Source organism: Campylobacter sp. CFSAN093259, from assembly GCF_012889985.1.
Classification (GTDB): domain Bacteria; phylum Campylobacterota; class Campylobacteria; order Campylobacterales; family Campylobacteraceae; genus Campylobacter_D; species Campylobacter_D jejuni.
In genome coordinates, this window is record NZ_CP040617.1 from 1,194,400 (window position 1) to 1,209,380 (window position 14,981).

The following is a 14,981-nucleotide window of genomic DNA, read 5'->3' on the forward strand; positions in this document are numbered from 1 at the left end:
AAGTAAAATGTGATTATAGTGAAATTAAAAAACTTTGTCAAGGGTTTTTTCACAAAAATGCATTTTTTATGTAAAAAAATTAATTTACTCCTTAACAATAACACTTTTTAAATTTCTAAAATAAAACAAATTTACCCCATCTTCATATAAATAATCAAGCTTCATTCCATGTGTTTCTAAAATAGTATTTACAATATAAAGCCCTAATCCAAAACTTGATTTTTGTTTTGATCCTTGAGTAAAAGCTTGAGTATAGTATTCTAAAGTATTGTTAAGCTCAGGACCACGATTTTTAAAACAAATATAATCATCTATAATATCAATTTGCACAAACCCATCTTCAGAATGTTTAATACCATTATCTATCATATTTTTAATCGCCGTAGTAAAAAGTTTAAAATCCACATTTACAAAAAAACTTTCTTCCATAAAAATACGTATATTGCTATCATCTCGCATTGCAATTTCTTTGGCTTCATCTAAAACATCTAAAATATTGTATTTTTTTCTATTTATAAAAGCAGCCCCTGAAGTAATTTGCTCAATAGCAGCAAATTCATTAATTAAAATTTCAAGTCTAGTAAAAACCCCATTTAAGCGCTCTTTATATTTATTATCTTCTATCATTTCTAAAGTTAAGAGCCCTTTAGTAATAGGAGTTTTGAGTTCATGCATAATATTTCTTAAAAAAAACTGACGAGATTGGTTTAACTTTCGAATTTGAACAATAGCTTGATAAAAAGCTTCACTTACTTGTGAAATTTCATCCACCCCAGTGCTTACATCTTCTATATCACCAAGCTTTCCTTGGGCAAATTTATCAATTTGTTTTTTAAGTCTTTTAAGTGGTTTTAATTTTTTAAATATATAAATATAAAGCAATACAAGAATACAAATCACAGCTACAGCTATAGCTTTGATAATAAAATACCTATAGGTTTGATAATCTTGATCCTTATAAAGATAAACCTTTCCATCATAAATAATATTTAAATACACCTGTCTATTATAAGAAATAATCTCGATTAAGCCATTGTTAACCTCAACCCTAGCTAAAACATCACCTCTAAAAAGAATTTTACGGATCTGCTTTGCTTCTGTTATCTCATCCATTTTATTATAATTTTTTGTCTGCTCTTCAAATTCTTTTTCACTGATAACTCCTGCAAAATTTAAGAGCCTTGCATTAGCTATCAAAGAATATTTTGTATTTAATTCTCTAGTATAATTTTGCTGATCATATTCTATAAGCCACAAAAAGCCAAGTACAACACTAACCCCAGCAAAAATAAAAATAAAAGTTATAGTATAAAAAATCGAAGATTTATTCATTGAGTAAGCTTATAACCTATTCCACGTATAGAGTGAATATATTTTGGAGTTTTTGGATCATCTCCCATCTTTTGACGAATTCTACTGATAATAACATCTATACTTTTATTACTAGAATCCTCACTAATAGAAGAACAATTATAAACAAGCTCTTCACGACTTACCACTCCACCCTCTTTTTTAATCAAATAGCTTAAAATATCAAATTCAGCATTAGTTAAAGTAAGCTCTTGTCCTTTCATGGTAATAATATGCTTATATTGATCATAAACAAGATCTTTTACACTTTTTGCTATGGCGCTTTTTGTATTTGAAATACGTCTTAAATGACTTTTAATACGTGCTTGTAATTCTTTTGGATTATAAGGTTTTGGTAGGTAATCATCTGCTCCAAGCTCTAAAGCATTAACCTTATCTGTAATATCATGTCTTGCGCTTGAAACAATAATAGGCGTATCATACTTTTTACGAATCTCTTCACACACTTCAAGCCCATCAAGCCCTGGCAAAGAAAGGTCTAAAATGATAAGCTGATATTCTTTTAATGCAAGCTTAGAAAGACCTATATAAGGTTCATGAGCTATATCAACTTTCATATCAAATTTTTCCAAATATTCAGCTGTAATTTCTGCTAATTCTAAATCATCTTCTATCATAAGAATATTTGTCATAGTTTTCCTTTATTTTAAACTTAATTTTAATTTTAAACTAAAATTTATAACGAAAGGAAAATCCTTCCGTTATTTTTATTTAAGCAGAAGCAAAGTCGCAAAACCATTGCGATATACCCAAACTTTGGTAAATTCTTTTTTATTAACTTGTTTTAAAGCTTGTTCTAAATCTTTTAAATTTTTAATTTCACTTTGTCCAACACCTATGATAATATCACCCTCTTGGAAACCAGAATTTTTTCCTTTGCTCTTTTCTTTAACACTATCAACCAAAACACCATTAACATCTTTTGGAATTTGCAAACGATCCTTAAGTCTTGGATCTAAATTTCTCAAACTCAAACCATCAATCAAATCGCTTTGTACGCCTTTAGGATTTTCTTTTTCACCTTTAAGAATAAAACTTGCTTGCTTATTTTCTCCATCTCTTTCGTAACTTAATGAAATTTTTTGACCAATCTCTAAAGTTCCTATATAATTTTTAAGATCAATAGGACTTTTTATAACCTTATCATTAACTTTAGTAACTAAATCTCCACGCTTAAGCCCTGCTTCATCAGCACTTGAACCTTTTTGAACATCAGTGATTAAAGCTCCTTCTTGATTTTTGTAAGCTTTTTTAGTATCACCTTGCAAAGCTAAAATAGTCACACCTAAAAATCCTCTATCAATCTTGCCTTTTTCAATAAGTTTTTTAGCTATATCTTTAACCATATTTGAAGGTATGGCAAAACCTATGCCATTATTTCCACCACCACGAGAAAGAATAGCTGAATTAATACCTACTAAATATCCGCGACTATCCACCAAAGCTCCACCTGAATTTCCTGGATTGATAGAAGCATCTGTTTGTATAAAATTTTCATATTGATTTAAACCTATATTGTCTTTATTTAAAGCAGATATTATCCCACTTGTAACACTAAAACCAACTCCAAAAGGATTTCCAAGTGCAAAAACAACATCTCCTTCCATTAAATCATCAGAATTTGTAAAAGTAATAGCTGAAAGATTATTAGCCTCTATTTTTATAACAGCCAAATCTGTTTTTGGATCTTTACCTATAAGTTTTGCTTTATATTCTATGTCGCTTCCTGGTAAATTCACTGTAATCGTATCAGCATCATCTACAACGTGATTATTTGTTACTATATAACCATCTTTTGAAATAATCACCCCTGATCCCAAAGAACTCACCACTTCTTTATCATTTTTTCCTTTTCTTTGAGAAAAATCAAAATCAAAAAATTGTTTAAAATAAGGATCATTAAAAAAATCATCCAAAGGGCTTGGACGATTTGCTCTTGTAATAGTTTTTGAGGTGGAAATATTAACCACTGATTTTTTTGCATCTTTAATAGAATCATGATAAGAAAGCACTGCATTTCCAGCAGCAGGATTCACACGATTAGCCGTTGCAGTCGATTCGTTAAAATTAATACTTGCAGCAAATAAAGCACTTGCTAAACTTAATGATAAAAAAATCTTTTTCATTTCATTTCCTTTTGTTCTTAAAGATAAATTATCTCGTAAAATATTTTACTGTCTTCATAGTATAAAACCGAAAATTTACAAAATTGTAAATAAAACCTTGAGTGATAAAAATTTATAAAACTTGATTGACTTAGGCTAAAGTTTATGTTATAATTTAATCCTCTATATAATCAAGTAAAAATTTTTAAGGAAATATAACATGAATAGTTTATACGAAACTCTTGGAGTTAGCAAAAACGCTAGTGCAGATGAAATAAAAAAAGCTTACCGTCGCCTAGCTAGAAAATATCATCCTGATATCAACAAAGAAAAAGGTGCTGAAGAAAAATTTAAAGAAATTAATGCTGCTTATGAAATTTTAAGTGACGAAAAAAAACGAGCTCAGTATGACCAATACGGCGATTCTATGTTTGGTGGACAAAGTTTTCATGATTTTTCAAGAAATACTGGTGGGGTAAATTTGGACGATATTTTAAAAGATCTCTTTGGAGGAGGCTTTGGTGGACGCTCAAGAGGGGGTTTTAACGGCTTTTCTTCAAAAGGCTTTAGCAGTGGTTTTGGAGGATTTGGAGGTTTTGAAGAAGAAATTTTAGACAGCAATCTAGAGCTTCACATTCCTTTCGAAAAAGCTGTTAAAGGCGGGGAACATAGTTTTAATTTTCAAGGCGAAACCATTAAATTTAAAATTCCACATGGTATAAAAGAAGGCGAGAAACTAAGAATTCGCTCTAAAGGAAAACAAAGCAGAAATGGAGCTAGAGGAGATTTAATCATTATTGTAAAAATAGAAGAAAGTCCTATTTACACAAGAGAAGATGATGATTTATATCAAAAGGTTGATATTTCTTTAAAAACTGCACTTTTTGGTGGAAAAATAAATATAAAAACACTCAAAGAAGGCAAGGAAGAAGCAACAATTAACATAACGCCTAATTCAAAAAATAACCAAAAAATTCGTTTAAAAGGTTATGGTGTGCAAAATAGAAAAAGTGATATTTATGGGGATATGTATTTGATTTTAAATGTTGTTTTGCCAAATTTAGATACCCTTGATGAAAAATTTATAGAACTCTTAAAAGAAAAATTACCTTAAAGAAAGGAATAAAATATGGAACAGCATTATGATGAACCTGTATATTTAATCAGTGTTGTGGCTAAAGTTTTAAGCATACATCCACAAACCTTAAGGCAATACGAAAGAGAAGGATTGATAGAGCCAAGTAGAACCGATGGCAAAATAAGACTTTATTCTCAAAGAGATATTGACCGTATTAAACTTATATTGCGTTTAACAAGAGACATGGGAATCAATCTTGCTGGAGTAGATGTTATCTTAAAATTGAAAAACCAACTTCACGAATTTGAAAATTTAATTGATGAACTACGCTTAGAATTAAGCAAACAACAAGATAAAGAAGCGGCTAGTAAAGCCGTTGTTAAGCATAAAAATAGCTTTGATTTGATTTTTTATGAGAAAAAATAAAAAATAATGGATAATTTTTTAGAAATTTTTTTAATCACCGTTGCTATAGCTATAGTTTTAAATGTCATATTTAAAAAATTTGAAATTCCAACTATCATTGGATATATAGCTGCTGGAGAAATCATTTCTGAAATTTATCATTTAAGTGGCAAAGGCGAAATCACCCATATAGCCGAATTTGGTATAGTGTTTTTAATGTTTACCATAGGGCTTGAATTTTCTTTTAAGCATTTAATGGCAATGAAACAAGAAGTTTTTTTAAACGGCTCTTTGCAGATGCTTACTTGTGGCTTTGTTTTTATGTTACTTGCTATAGGAATTTTAGGACTTGGAGATAAAAGCGCTACTATAGTAGGCTTTGCACTAGCGCTTTCTTCAACCGCAGTGGTGCTTAAAATTTTAAATGATAATGGCGATATCAATGAGCAATATGGTAGAAAAGCATTGGGAATTTTGCTTTTTCAAGATATAGCCGTTATTCCTTTGCTTTTGCTTGTAGATATTTTTTCATCCAACAATCAAAACATAGAAAAACTCCTTTTTACCACTTTAATTTCAGCACTTATTTTAATCACTTTATTATTTTTCATAGGTAAATATCTAGTGGATAGAATTTTTAGACTCATTATCCACACTTCTTCTCAGGAAATTTTTATTAGTACTGTTTTATTTATGGTTATTGGAGCAAGTTTTTTAGCAAATTATTTTGGATTTTCTTATTCTTTGGGTGCTTTTATAGCAGGTGCTTTGATAGCAGAAACAAAATATAAACACAAAATAGAAGCGGACTTGATCCCATTTAGAGATTTGCTTTTAGGGCTTTTTTTCATAACTGTAGGCATGCAAATTCAACTTGATGTAGTGGCACAAAATTGGTTTTTAATCATAGTTTTAACCCTTCTTGTAATGGCTTTAAAATTTGGCATAGTTTTTGGCTTTTTATTTCTTTACACCAAAAAAAGAGTAGCGCTTAAAACAGCTTTTGCCATAGCTCAAATTGGCGAATTCGCCCTAGCAATTTTTTCTCTTTTACAAGCAAAAAATATGCTTGATATCAAAACTTCACAAATTTTAATTGTTGTTTCTATTTTAACCATGATTATCACACCTTTTATTTTAAACAATATAAGAAAAATTACCAATGTTGTAGAAGATATAGCACTTAATACCAACGCTGTGCAAAATATTGACAGCAATATCAAGCTTAAAAATCATCTTGTTGTTTTTGGCTACGGACGCTTAGGACAAGAAGTCGTACAAAAAATCAAAAACACAGGCGTACCTTATCTTGTTTTAGAAAGTGATTTAAATTTAGTAGAACTTGGAGTTAGTCGAGGTGAAAATGTCGTTTTTGCCAATGCTGCTCAAGAAGAAACCTTAAAAATTGCCAATATAGAAGAATGTGCCGTAGCTATTATCACAGTTACAAATGAAGCTAAACTTGAAATTTTATGTCAAGTGCTAGCTAATTATCCAAAACCTATAGACACCATCATTCATGTAAATGGAACTTTAAAAAAGATGCTTTTTTCTAGCATAGATGAAAATATACGCATCATTCGCTCTGAAAAAGTAATCGCTAGAAATTTAGTTCAAGAAGCGCTAGAATGCCGCATTCACAAAAATACCTAAGGAAGAATTTTGACAAAAAATGAAGAAAAAGCCTTACGCGTAAAATACCTAAGAAATCTTGAAAAATTTTTCAATGGCGCTATATCTGCACTTAAAAAAGAAGATTTTGATAAAACTAAATTTGAAGAAAGAATGTTAAAAAATGCTAAATTTTTTGAAAAAAATCCCGCGGTAAATCTTAACTCAACCTATGCAAAAAATCTTGAATTTTTTGTCAATGCTTGTTTAGATTTTTCCAAAGAAAAAAACGAGCTTTTAAATCTTGCCAATGCTTTAGATAAGCAAAAAAAACAAGGTGGGAAAAAAGAAAAACATAAAAATTATTTAAAGGATTATGAATGATTAATGTATTTTTTGATATGGATGGAACTTTAATCGATAGTGCAAATGCCATTTCTTGTGCAGTCAATGAAATAAGACAGGATTTAAATCTAGCCCCACTTTCAAGAGAAATCATTATGCAAACCATCAATACTCCCAATATTGACTGGGCAAAAGAACTTTATAATATAGAAAATTTCCATCATTCTAATTTTAAAGAAGGCTATGAAAAATATTTTGTCAAGCACTATGAACAAAGCGTGGTGCTTTTTGAAGGAGTAAAAGAACTTTTAGAATTTTTAAAAAGCAAAAATTGTTTTTTAGCTATTGCTACTAACGCCCCACAAAGCTCACTTTCAAACATACTTAAAAAACACGATATCATTCCTTATTTTGATAAAATTTTAGGCGTAAGTTTAGGCATAGAACCCAAACCTCATCCTATGATGCTAGAGCTTTTAAAAAGCGAGGCTCCATATAAAACAAGCGTTTTTATAGGAGATAGTCAAAAAGATAAAGAATGTGCTAAAAATGCTAATTTGCCTTATTTTCATGCCAAATGGTATCAAAAAAATTTAAAAGAAAATGAATTTAGCAACTCTAGTGAACTTAAAGACTTTTTGCAAAAGTATTTATAAGTTTTTTAATGAAATTTTAGTTAAAATTAGAAATAAATTTTAAAAAGAGTAAATTATGAGTGAATTATTAATAGAAATTGGTACAGAAGAATTACCTGCTATTCCTTTGCTAAAAGAATTAGCTAATATAGAAAAAAAATGGAACAATGTTTTAGAAGAATACCGCTTGGTAAGTGATTTTAAATTTTATTATACTCCGCGTCGTTTAGTTTTTTTTCATGAAAATTTTGCAGACAAACAAGAAGATAGCTTTGCTGAATTTATAGGAGCACCTAAAAATGTTGCTTATAAAGATGGAGTTTTAACTCCTGCGGGACAAAGTTTCCTGCAAAAAGCAAGGATCAGTGAAAATGAACTCTCTTTTAAAGAAATCAAAGGCAAGGAAGTTTTGTACCATCAAAAAGCTATTAAAGGTTTGCAAAGTCAAGAAATTTTAGGAGAAATGGTAGAAAAATTTTTAAAAAGTCTTAGTTTTGGCAAAAGTATGCGCTGGGGTGCAAATTCTTTTGAATTCATCCGTGCGATCCGTTCTATAACTTGCATTTTAAATGATGAACTTGTTAATTTTCAAAGCTATGGAGTAAAAAGTACTAAAAAAACTTTCATTCACAGAAGCGTAAGTTATGATTTGCAAGATTTTAACAATGCAAAAGAATATTTTGAACTACTAGAAAAAAACTATATCATCCTTGATCCAATCAAAAGAAAGGAAAAAATACTTGAGCAATTTAAACTCATAGAAAGTCAAAAAAATATACAAATTGGAGAAGATGAAGAGCTTTTAGCTGAAGTAGTTGCTATCACAGAATATCCTAATGCACTTTTAGGAAGTTTTGAAGAAGAATTTTTAGAAATTCCTAGCGAAGTAATCATCACTTCAATGAGAGAAAATCAACGTTATTTTGCAGTTTTTAACGATAAAGGCTTAAGTAATCATTTTATAGTAGTAAGTAATGCAGTATGTAAGGATTATTCAAAAATCATACATGGAAATGAAAGAGTTTTGCGTGCAAGACTTAGCGATGCAATGTTTTTTTATCAAAATGATTTACAAAATGGCTTAAAACCTGAAAAACTTGCCAAAATGACCTATCTTGAAGGTTTAGGCACAATGCAAGATAAAAGTTTAAGAGAGATTAAAATTGCTGAAATTTTATGTCAAATGCTCCATAATGATAAAATCGAAAATATCAGCACAGCACTAAAATACGCCAAAGCAGACTTAGCCACACAAATGGTTTATGAATTTACTGATTTGCAAGGCATTATGGGAAGTTATTATGCGCAAAAAATGGGCTTAGATTATCAAATTTGCTTAGCCATCAAAGAACAATATCTTCCTAATTCCGAACAAGCTCCACTTCCAAGTACAGAATTTTCAAGCATAGTAGCCCTTGCAAACAAGCTTGATACCCTTATAGGACTTTTTAGCATAGGAAAAATTCCAAGCGGAACAAAGGATCCTTATGCCTTAAGAAGAGCTGCCAATGGGATCATTAAAATTGCTTTAAATTTAAATAAAGAATTTGATATCCAAATTTTATTAGAAAAACTTTCAAATCATTATAAAAGCTTTGATATGCAAATTTTAAAAGATTTTATTTTTGAAAGACTTTATACTTTTTATACAGTCAATGCTTCTTTTGTAAAAGCGGTTTTAAGCTCACAAAATACAGATCTTATCCATATCAATCAAAGCGTAAATGCTCTTATAAAACTTAGCAAAAAAGATAATTTTAATGAAAATTTTGCAACCTTTAAAAGACTAGCCAATATCGCCACTAAAAATCCTCATAAAGTTGATGAAAGTCTTTTTGTTCAAGAAGCAGAAAGTAAACTTTACAAAGCTTTTCAAGAAAAAACTAAAGCCAACTCTTTACAAGAAAAACTTGAAAATCTTTTTGCACTTAAGCCTTTTATTGATGAGTTTTTTAATCAAGTGATGATTAATGCTGAAGATGAAAAACTTAAAAATAATCGCCAAGCTTTGGTTTATGAAATTTATGCGGAGTTTTTAAAAATCGCCGATCTTAAAGAGTTAAGCCTATGAAAGCCTTATGGCTTTTTTTAAGCCTTACTCTTTGGCTTTTTGGAGCTCAAAATTTAGAACTCATCAAAGGTCAAGCTTTATTTTTGGAGCTAGATAAGAAAGATTTTTTATCTTTAAAAAATAATGATAAAAATATTCCCACCTTTGCACATCCTAAAAATCAAGAAAAAGTTCTAGCTATTTTTTCCTTACCTTACAAAAATCCCCCGCAAAATACAAAACTTATCGCATTTTATAAAGATAAAAAAGAAGAAATTTTCATAAAAACTTTAGAAGGTAATTATAAAAGTGAAAAATTGCAAGTTGAAAACAAAAAGATTTTTCCGCCAAAAACCGTAAAAGAACGCATCGCTAAAGAATTAAAAGAAGCCAATGCGATTTATAGCTCTTATACTCCAAAAGCTTTATTTAACGGTGCTTTTAATATACCTTTAAATTCTTTTATCACAAGTGATTTTGGCAAAGCAAGAACTTTTAATGAAAAAGTAGCAAGTTATCATAGCGGAACGGACTTTAGAGCCGCTACAGGAACACCTATTTATGCAGCCAATTCAGGTATAGTAAAAATCGCAAAAGATCGTTATTTTGCAGGAAATTCGGTAGTCATTGATCATGGTTTTGGAATTTATTCACAATACTATCATCTTTCTAAAATCGATGTTAAAGTAGGACAAAAGATAAAAAAAGGTGAGCTTATAGGACTTAGCGGAGCTAGTGGTAGGGTAAGTGGGCCGCATTTGCATTTTGGAATTTTAGCTGGAGGCAAACAAGTCGATCCTTTGGATTTTGTATCTAAATTTAATGCTATTTTTCAATGAAATTTAGTGACTTTTTCCATGCTTGGCTACATGAAAGCTATTATAAAAATGCTGTAAGTATAGGAAAAAACGGAGATTTTTTTACTGCTGTGAGTGTAGGAAATCTTTTTGGCACACTTTTAGCCAAGCATTTTTTAAATTTAATAGATGAAAAAATTCTCAAACCTCCACTAGAACTTGTAGAAATAGGCGCTAATGAAGGCTATTTAAGTCGTGATTTTTTAGCCGCTTTGCTTGAATTAAGACCTGAAATTTTTTCTCAAATTTCTTTTTTCATCATAGAACCACATGAAAAATTAAGAACATTACAAAAAAAGACTTTAGAAGGAGTGGAATTTACTCACAAAAATAGTCTTAAAGAATGCCATTTTAAGAACGCTTTTTTCTTTTGCAATGAACTTTTTGATAGTTTTACTTGTGAACTTATAGATCATGATAAAATGGCATTTGTAGAAAATTTTAAACTTATTTTTAAAAATATGGATGAAAATTTGATCACAAAATGCAAAACTTTAAATCTTAAAAAAGGCGAACTCAGTTTAGAGCTTGAAAATTTTTTTAAAGATTTAGATCAAGCTTGCGAGAGATTTATATTTGTGGGATTTGACTATGGAACTTTGAATCCACAAAATTTTAGCTTAAGAATCTATCAAAAGCACGAAGTTTTTAGCCCTTTTGAAGTATCTTTAAAAGATTTTTTCGGCAAAAGCGATCTAACTTATAATGTCAATTTTGCTCATCTTCAAAAACTCATCAAAGAATATGATTTTAAACCTTTAGCTTTTAAAAAACAAAGTCTTGCTTTAATGGATTTTGGTTTTGAAGATTTATTAGAATACACAAAAAATAAAAACATTAAAACCTATGAAAGTTTTTTATCTCAAGCTAAAATTTTATTTTTTAATTTTGATGAAAAATTTCATTTTTTCGAATTTCAAAAAAACTAAAATTTTATATTTTTCATACTCGCTAAACAAACCCCCTCTCTTAAACCCTCATCAATGACTAGAAGTTTATGTTTATCAAACAAAGCATAAAACAATAAACAACCTGCACTCAAATAATTTTTTCTCATCATACCTACTTCTTTTATAGCCTTTTTTTCTTCCATATGAAAAAGTTTAATAGCATAATTTAAAAAATCCTTATGGCAAAGTTTTTTACCATTTACTCTAGTTGTTTCATACTTTTCATAGCTTATATTTTGTTTTAATGCGCTAAGTGTAGTAGGAACTCCGGAATTTAAAACCACCGTTTTAGCCCCTAAAGAACGAAGTTCCTTTTTAATCATAGCCACCTCATCAAAAGCCATAAAAGCTAAATGCTTTAAATAGGGATTTGCAATTAAAAAATGAATTTTAAGTTTTTTATCTTTAATATTGATGATAAATTTAGGATATTTTTTTATCAATTTTTTATAAGAAATACAAGATTTATAATAAGAATGGCAATTTTTTTCATAAAAACTAATAATACCAAAATCAAAACTTTTAAAACTTTTTCTAAAAGAAAGCTCACAAGAAGCCCCTCCTAAATCACAATACGCAAACTCTCCCCAAATTTTAAGCCTTCTTAAACCTGATTGCATACCTAAAACACTAATCTTAGCTTCACTTTTGGCATCTATAAGCTTAAAATCAATCCCAAATTCTTCTTTTAAATGAGCAAAAATTTCATTTGTATTACTTGCCTTTCTAAAAGCTGCAGTCGCTACAGCTCTTGCTTTGCTTAAATCTTGCTCTTTAGCTAAAATACTCAAAGCATTTTTTAATCTTTGTATGGCTTCTTTCGAAATTTCTCCACTTTGATTTAGATTTTTCGCTGCCCCAATAACAAATTCATATTCTTTTAATTTATTTAATTTTTCATCCATTTGTACTGCTCTTAAAGTATTCGAACCAAGATCTATACCTAACATGACTTTCCTTGTTTGATTTTATAGTATAATAGCAAAAAAGTTCTAAAGGAAAAATATGCTTTTAGGTGTAAATATCGATCATATCGCAGTGTTAAGACAAGCTAGAATGGTAAATGATCCTGATCTTTTAGAGGCTGCTTTTATAGCAGCTAGACACGGAGATCAAATCACTTTGCATGTAAGAGAAGATCGCCGTCATGCTCAGGATTTTGACTTGGAAAATATCATAAAATTTTGCAAAAGCCCTGTCAATTTAGAATGTGCTTTAAATGATGAAATTTTAAATTTAGCTCTTAAACTCAAACCCCACCGCGTTACTTTAGTGCCTGAAAAAAGAGAAGAGCTTACTACAGAAGGGGGACTTTGTTTAAATCATGCTAAATTAAAACAAAGCATAGAAAAACTTCAAAATGCAAACATTGAAGTTTCACTTTTTATCAATCCTAGTTTAGAAGATATAGAAAAATCAAAAATTTTAAAAGCCCAATTCATAGAGCTTCATACAGGACATTATGCGAATTTGCACAACGCACTTTTTAGTAATATCTCTCATACTGCTTTTGCCTTAAAAGAACTTGGTCAAGATAAAAAAACCTTGCAAGCTCAATTTGAAAAAGAATTACAAAATTTAGAACTCTGTGCCAAAAAAGGCCTAGAACTTGGCTTAAAAGTAGCCGCGGGACATGGTTTAAATTACAAAAATGTAAAACCCGTAGTAAAAATTAAAGAAATTTGCGAGCTAAATATAGGACAAAGCATTGTAGCAAGATCTGTATTTACAGGACTTCAAAACGCTATTTTGGAAATGAAAGAACTTATTAAAAGATGAAAAAACTAGCCATTAGTATAGGCGATATAAACGGCATAGGACTTGAAATTTTAGTGCGTTCTCATGAAGAACTAAGCAAAATCTGTACACCTTTTTATTTTATCCACGAAAGCTTGCTTGATAAAGCTTCAAAACTTTTAAATTTAAAACTTTTTAATGCAAAAATCGTAGCTTTTAAAGATGGAAAAGACTATGAGTTTAATTTTGTAAAAAAAGAAAATTCTCTTGAAATTTACTCTTTCTACCTTCCTTTAGGCTTTAAAGTGGATGAAAATTTTGAAATCAAAGCCGGAGAAATAGATACAAAAAGTGGACTTTATAGTTTTTTAAGTTTTAAGGCGGCAAGTTATTTTGTCTATGAAAAACACGCCCATGCCTTGCTTACCCTACCTATACACAAAAAAGCCTGGGAAGATGCAGGACTTAAATACAAAGGACACACCGATGCTTTAAGGGATTTTTTTAAAAAAAATGCCATTATGATGTTAGGTTGCAAAGAACTTTTTGTAGGGCTTTTTAGCGAACATATACCTTTAGCTAAAGTGAGTAAAAAAATCACTTTTAAAAATTTAAGTATCTTTTTAAAAGATTTTTACAAAGAAACGCATTTTAAAAAAATGGGGCTTTTAGGTTTTAATCCTCACGCTGGAGATTATGGAGTTATAGGTGGAGAAGAAGAAAAGATCATGGAAAAAGCTATAGCCTTTGTTAATGCCTTTTTATACTCTAAAAAAGATGAAAAATTTTTCAAAAAAGCCTTAAAAGATGGAAATTTACAAAAAGAATTGCTTTTAAATTTTAAAGGCAATGGCGTTTATCTACCCTATCCTTTAGTAGCTGATACAGCTTTTACTAAGGCTGGTTTAAAAAACTGCAATCGTTTAGTGGCTATGTATCACGATCTTGCCCTTGCTCCTTTAAAGGCCTTGTATTTTGATAAAAGCATCAATGTAAGTTTAAATTTACCTATCATACGCGTTAGCGTTGATCATGGCACGGCCTTTGATAAGGCCTATAAAAATGCTAAAATCAACACTAAAAGTTATTTTGAAGCGGCTAAATTTGCAATCAATTTAAATTCTAAAGCTTAAATTTAGCCCTAGAATCAATCAAATCTTCTTTAGCTAAGCTGTCTATCAAATCTTGCAAATCTTTATTGGTATTTAAACTTTGAGTGAGTAAATTTTCATATTTGTCAACTTTATTTTTAAAAATTTGCTCTAAAACTTCTTTAATCTTTGTATCTTTTTTTGCTCTTTGCATAAGTTCTAATAAAGCCTTAATATAAGCTTCTTGCATGCAATCACTTGCATTGAGTAAAGATAAAATAGGATTTTCCCCTGCTTTTGTATTTTGCATATTTTTTATACAAATTTTTCTTTCTTTAAGCATCTTTTTTGAAATGGCTTTAAAATCTTTTTTCATCTTTTTATCTGCTTTTTTTGAAATATTTTGATATAAACTACTATAGATGTTATCTACTAAAGCAAGTTTTTTATTTTCAAATTCATTACGCACACCAATTTTATTGCATATCATAAGCTCATCATCACTTTTGCCATCATATTTGATTTTAGAGCAATCAAAACTAGGTTTTACTTCATCTTTATAAATAAGCTCATCAAAACTCAAAGCCCCTAAACTCGCCAAACTTAAACCAAGCAATAAAATAATTTTTTTCATTATTTACCTTTAAAATTTTTATTTTATTTTAACAAAAATATTTTGAATTTTTTAAGGAAATTAAGCCTTTATTTTATTATAATGCATTTTTATTTTTTATAAGGAACTTAAA

15 protein-coding genes are annotated in these 14,981 nt (G+C 29.5%); 10 read left to right on the forward strand and 5 right to left on the reverse strand.

Annotated features, from left to right (window positions below; genetic code table 11):
• Positions 1-84 precede the first annotated feature (84 nt).
• The 3 genes from FBF20_RS06275 to htrA all read right to left on the reverse strand — a co-directional run bounded on the left by FBF20_RS06275 (position 85) and on the right by htrA (position 3,497).
• Positions 85-1,332: an ArsS family sensor histidine kinase gene (locus FBF20_RS06275; RefSeq protein ID WP_002868562.1), complete on the reverse strand. Its 1,248-nt coding sequence runs from the start codon at positions 1,330-1,332 to the stop codon at positions 85-87.
• Positions 1,329-2,003, reverse strand: coding sequence for a response regulator transcription factor (locus FBF20_RS06280; protein WP_002853196.1), 675 nt, complete (start codon positions 2,001-2,003; stop codon positions 1,329-1,331). The genes FBF20_RS06275 and FBF20_RS06280 overlap by 4 nt, the downstream gene beginning before the upstream one ends.
• Before the next feature lie 75 nt (positions 2,004-2,078).
• Entirely contained in the window at positions 2,079-3,497 is a 1,419-nt protein-coding gene (gene htrA / locus FBF20_RS06285; protein WP_002873156.1) for a serine protease HtrA, read from the reverse strand.
• A gap of 199 nt (positions 3,498-3,696) precedes the next feature.
• Between htrA and FBF20_RS06290 the strand changes: the two genes are divergently transcribed.
• From FBF20_RS06290 to FBF20_RS06325, 8 genes are read left to right on the forward strand one after another with little or no spacing between them, the layout of a single operon-like run.
• Positions 3,697-4,590, forward strand: coding sequence for a DnaJ family protein (locus FBF20_RS06290; protein WP_002860449.1), 894 nt, complete (start codon positions 3,697-3,699; stop codon positions 4,588-4,590).
• A 15-nt stretch (positions 4,591-4,605) separates the two neighbouring features.
• On the forward strand, positions 4,606-4,980 hold the full coding sequence (gene hspR, locus FBF20_RS06295) for a heat shock transcriptional regulator HspR (protein ID WP_002853230.1): 375 nt from the start codon (positions 4,606-4,608) through the stop codon (positions 4,978-4,980).
• A gap of 6 nt (positions 4,981-4,986) precedes the next feature.
• Complete coding sequence (locus tag FBF20_RS06300) at positions 4,987-6,612, forward strand: cation:proton antiporter (RefSeq protein WP_002859297.1); 1,626 nt, start codon at positions 4,987-4,989, stop codon at positions 6,610-6,612.
• A gap of 9 nt (positions 6,613-6,621) precedes the next feature.
• A complete protein-coding gene (locus FBF20_RS06305) occupies positions 6,622-6,954 on the forward strand; it encodes a hypothetical protein (RefSeq protein WP_002859298.1) in 333 nt (110 codons plus the stop codon).
• Positions 6,951-7,571: an HAD family hydrolase gene (locus FBF20_RS06310; protein ID WP_002868560.1), complete on the forward strand. Its 621-nt coding sequence runs from the start codon at positions 6,951-6,953 to the stop codon at positions 7,569-7,571. Before FBF20_RS06305 ends, FBF20_RS06310 begins: the two co-directional genes overlap by 4 nt.
• Before the next feature lie 55 nt (positions 7,572-7,626).
• Entirely contained in the window at positions 7,627-9,621 is a 1,995-nt protein-coding gene (glyS, locus tag FBF20_RS06315) for a glycine--tRNA ligase subunit beta (protein WP_002889810.1), read from the forward strand.
• On the forward strand, positions 9,618-10,439 hold the full coding sequence (locus tag FBF20_RS06320) for a M23 family metallopeptidase (protein ID WP_002889809.1): 822 nt from the start codon (positions 9,618-9,620) through the stop codon (positions 10,437-10,439). Before glyS ends, FBF20_RS06320 begins: the two co-directional genes overlap by 4 nt.
• Positions 10,436-11,386: an SAM-dependent methyltransferase gene (locus tag FBF20_RS06325; protein ID WP_002889808.1), complete on the forward strand. Its 951-nt coding sequence runs from the start codon at positions 10,436-10,438 to the stop codon at positions 11,384-11,386. Before FBF20_RS06320 ends, FBF20_RS06325 begins: the two co-directional genes overlap by 4 nt.
• Here FBF20_RS06325 and FBF20_RS06330 read toward each other — a convergent pair.
• Positions 11,383-12,357, reverse strand: coding sequence for an exopolyphosphatase (locus tag FBF20_RS06330; RefSeq protein ID WP_002903909.1), 975 nt, complete (start codon positions 12,355-12,357; stop codon positions 11,383-11,385). The genes FBF20_RS06325 and FBF20_RS06330 overlap by 4 nt on opposite strands.
• A 55-nt stretch (positions 12,358-12,412) precedes the next feature.
• Between FBF20_RS06330 and FBF20_RS06335 the strand changes: the two genes are divergently transcribed.
• Together FBF20_RS06335 and pdxA are read left to right on the forward strand one after the other, a co-directional pair.
• Positions 12,413-13,186 carry a pyridoxine 5'-phosphate synthase gene (locus tag FBF20_RS06335; protein ID WP_002889806.1) on the forward strand — a complete coding sequence of 258 codons (774 nt, stop codon included), beginning with the start codon at positions 12,413-12,415 and terminating at the stop codon, positions 13,184-13,186.
• Entirely contained in the window at positions 13,183-14,277 is a 1,095-nt protein-coding gene (gene pdxA / locus FBF20_RS06340; RefSeq protein WP_002889805.1) for a 4-hydroxythreonine-4-phosphate dehydrogenase, read from the forward strand. The genes FBF20_RS06335 and pdxA overlap by 4 nt, the downstream gene beginning before the upstream one ends.
• Here pdxA and FBF20_RS06345 read toward each other — a convergent pair.
• Positions 14,267-14,869 carry a hypothetical protein gene (locus FBF20_RS06345; protein WP_002869650.1) on the reverse strand — a complete coding sequence of 201 codons (603 nt, stop codon included), beginning with the start codon at positions 14,867-14,869 and terminating at the stop codon, positions 14,267-14,269. The genes pdxA and FBF20_RS06345 overlap by 11 nt on opposite strands.
• Between the last annotated feature and the right edge of the window lie 112 nt (positions 14,870-14,981).

Bases quoted from the DNA above. Each gene is read 5' to 3' on its own strand.
- FBF20_RS06335 (WP_002889806.1), top strand. From the start codon at position 12,413: ATGCTTTTAGGTGTAAATATCGATCATATCGCAGTGTTAAGACAAGCT.
- FBF20_RS06290 (WP_002860449.1), top strand. From the start codon at position 3,697: ATGAATAGTTTATACGAAACTCTTGGAGTTAGCAAAAACGCTAGTGCA.
- FBF20_RS06325 (WP_002889808.1), top strand. From the start codon at position 10,436: ATGAAATTTAGTGACTTTTTCCATGCTTGGCTACATGAAAGCTATTAT.
- pdxA (WP_002889805.1), top strand. From the start codon at position 13,183: ATGAAAAAACTAGCCATTAGTATAGGCGATATAAACGGCATAGGACTT.
- hspR (WP_002853230.1), top strand. From the start codon at position 4,606: ATGGAACAGCATTATGATGAACCTGTATATTTAATCAGTGTTGTGGCT.
- FBF20_RS06280 (WP_002853196.1), bottom strand. From the start codon at position 2,003: ATGACAAATATTCTTATGATAGAAGATGATTTAGAATTAGCAGAAATT.
- FBF20_RS06320 (WP_002889809.1), top strand. From the start codon at position 9,618: ATGAAAGCCTTATGGCTTTTTTTAAGCCTTACTCTTTGGCTTTTTGGA.
- FBF20_RS06345 (WP_002869650.1), bottom strand. From the start codon at position 14,869: ATGAAAAAAATTATTTTATTGCTTGGTTTAAGTTTGGCGAGTTTAGGG.
- FBF20_RS06310 (WP_002868560.1), top strand. From the start codon at position 6,951: ATGATTAATGTATTTTTTGATATGGATGGAACTTTAATCGATAGTGCA.
- FBF20_RS06300 (WP_002859297.1), top strand. From the start codon at position 4,987: ATGGATAATTTTTTAGAAATTTTTTTAATCACCGTTGCTATAGCTATA.
- FBF20_RS06330 (WP_002903909.1), bottom strand. From the start codon at position 12,357: ATGTTAGGTATAGATCTTGGTTCGAATACTTTAAGAGCAGTACAAATG.
- FBF20_RS06275 (WP_002868562.1), bottom strand. From the start codon at position 1,332: ATGAATAAATCTTCGATTTTTTATACTATAACTTTTATTTTTATTTTT.
- htrA (WP_002873156.1), bottom strand. From the start codon at position 3,497: ATGAAAAAGATTTTTTTATCATTAAGTTTAGCAAGTGCTTTATTTGCT.
- glyS (WP_002889810.1), top strand. From the start codon at position 7,627: ATGAGTGAATTATTAATAGAAATTGGTACAGAAGAATTACCTGCTATT.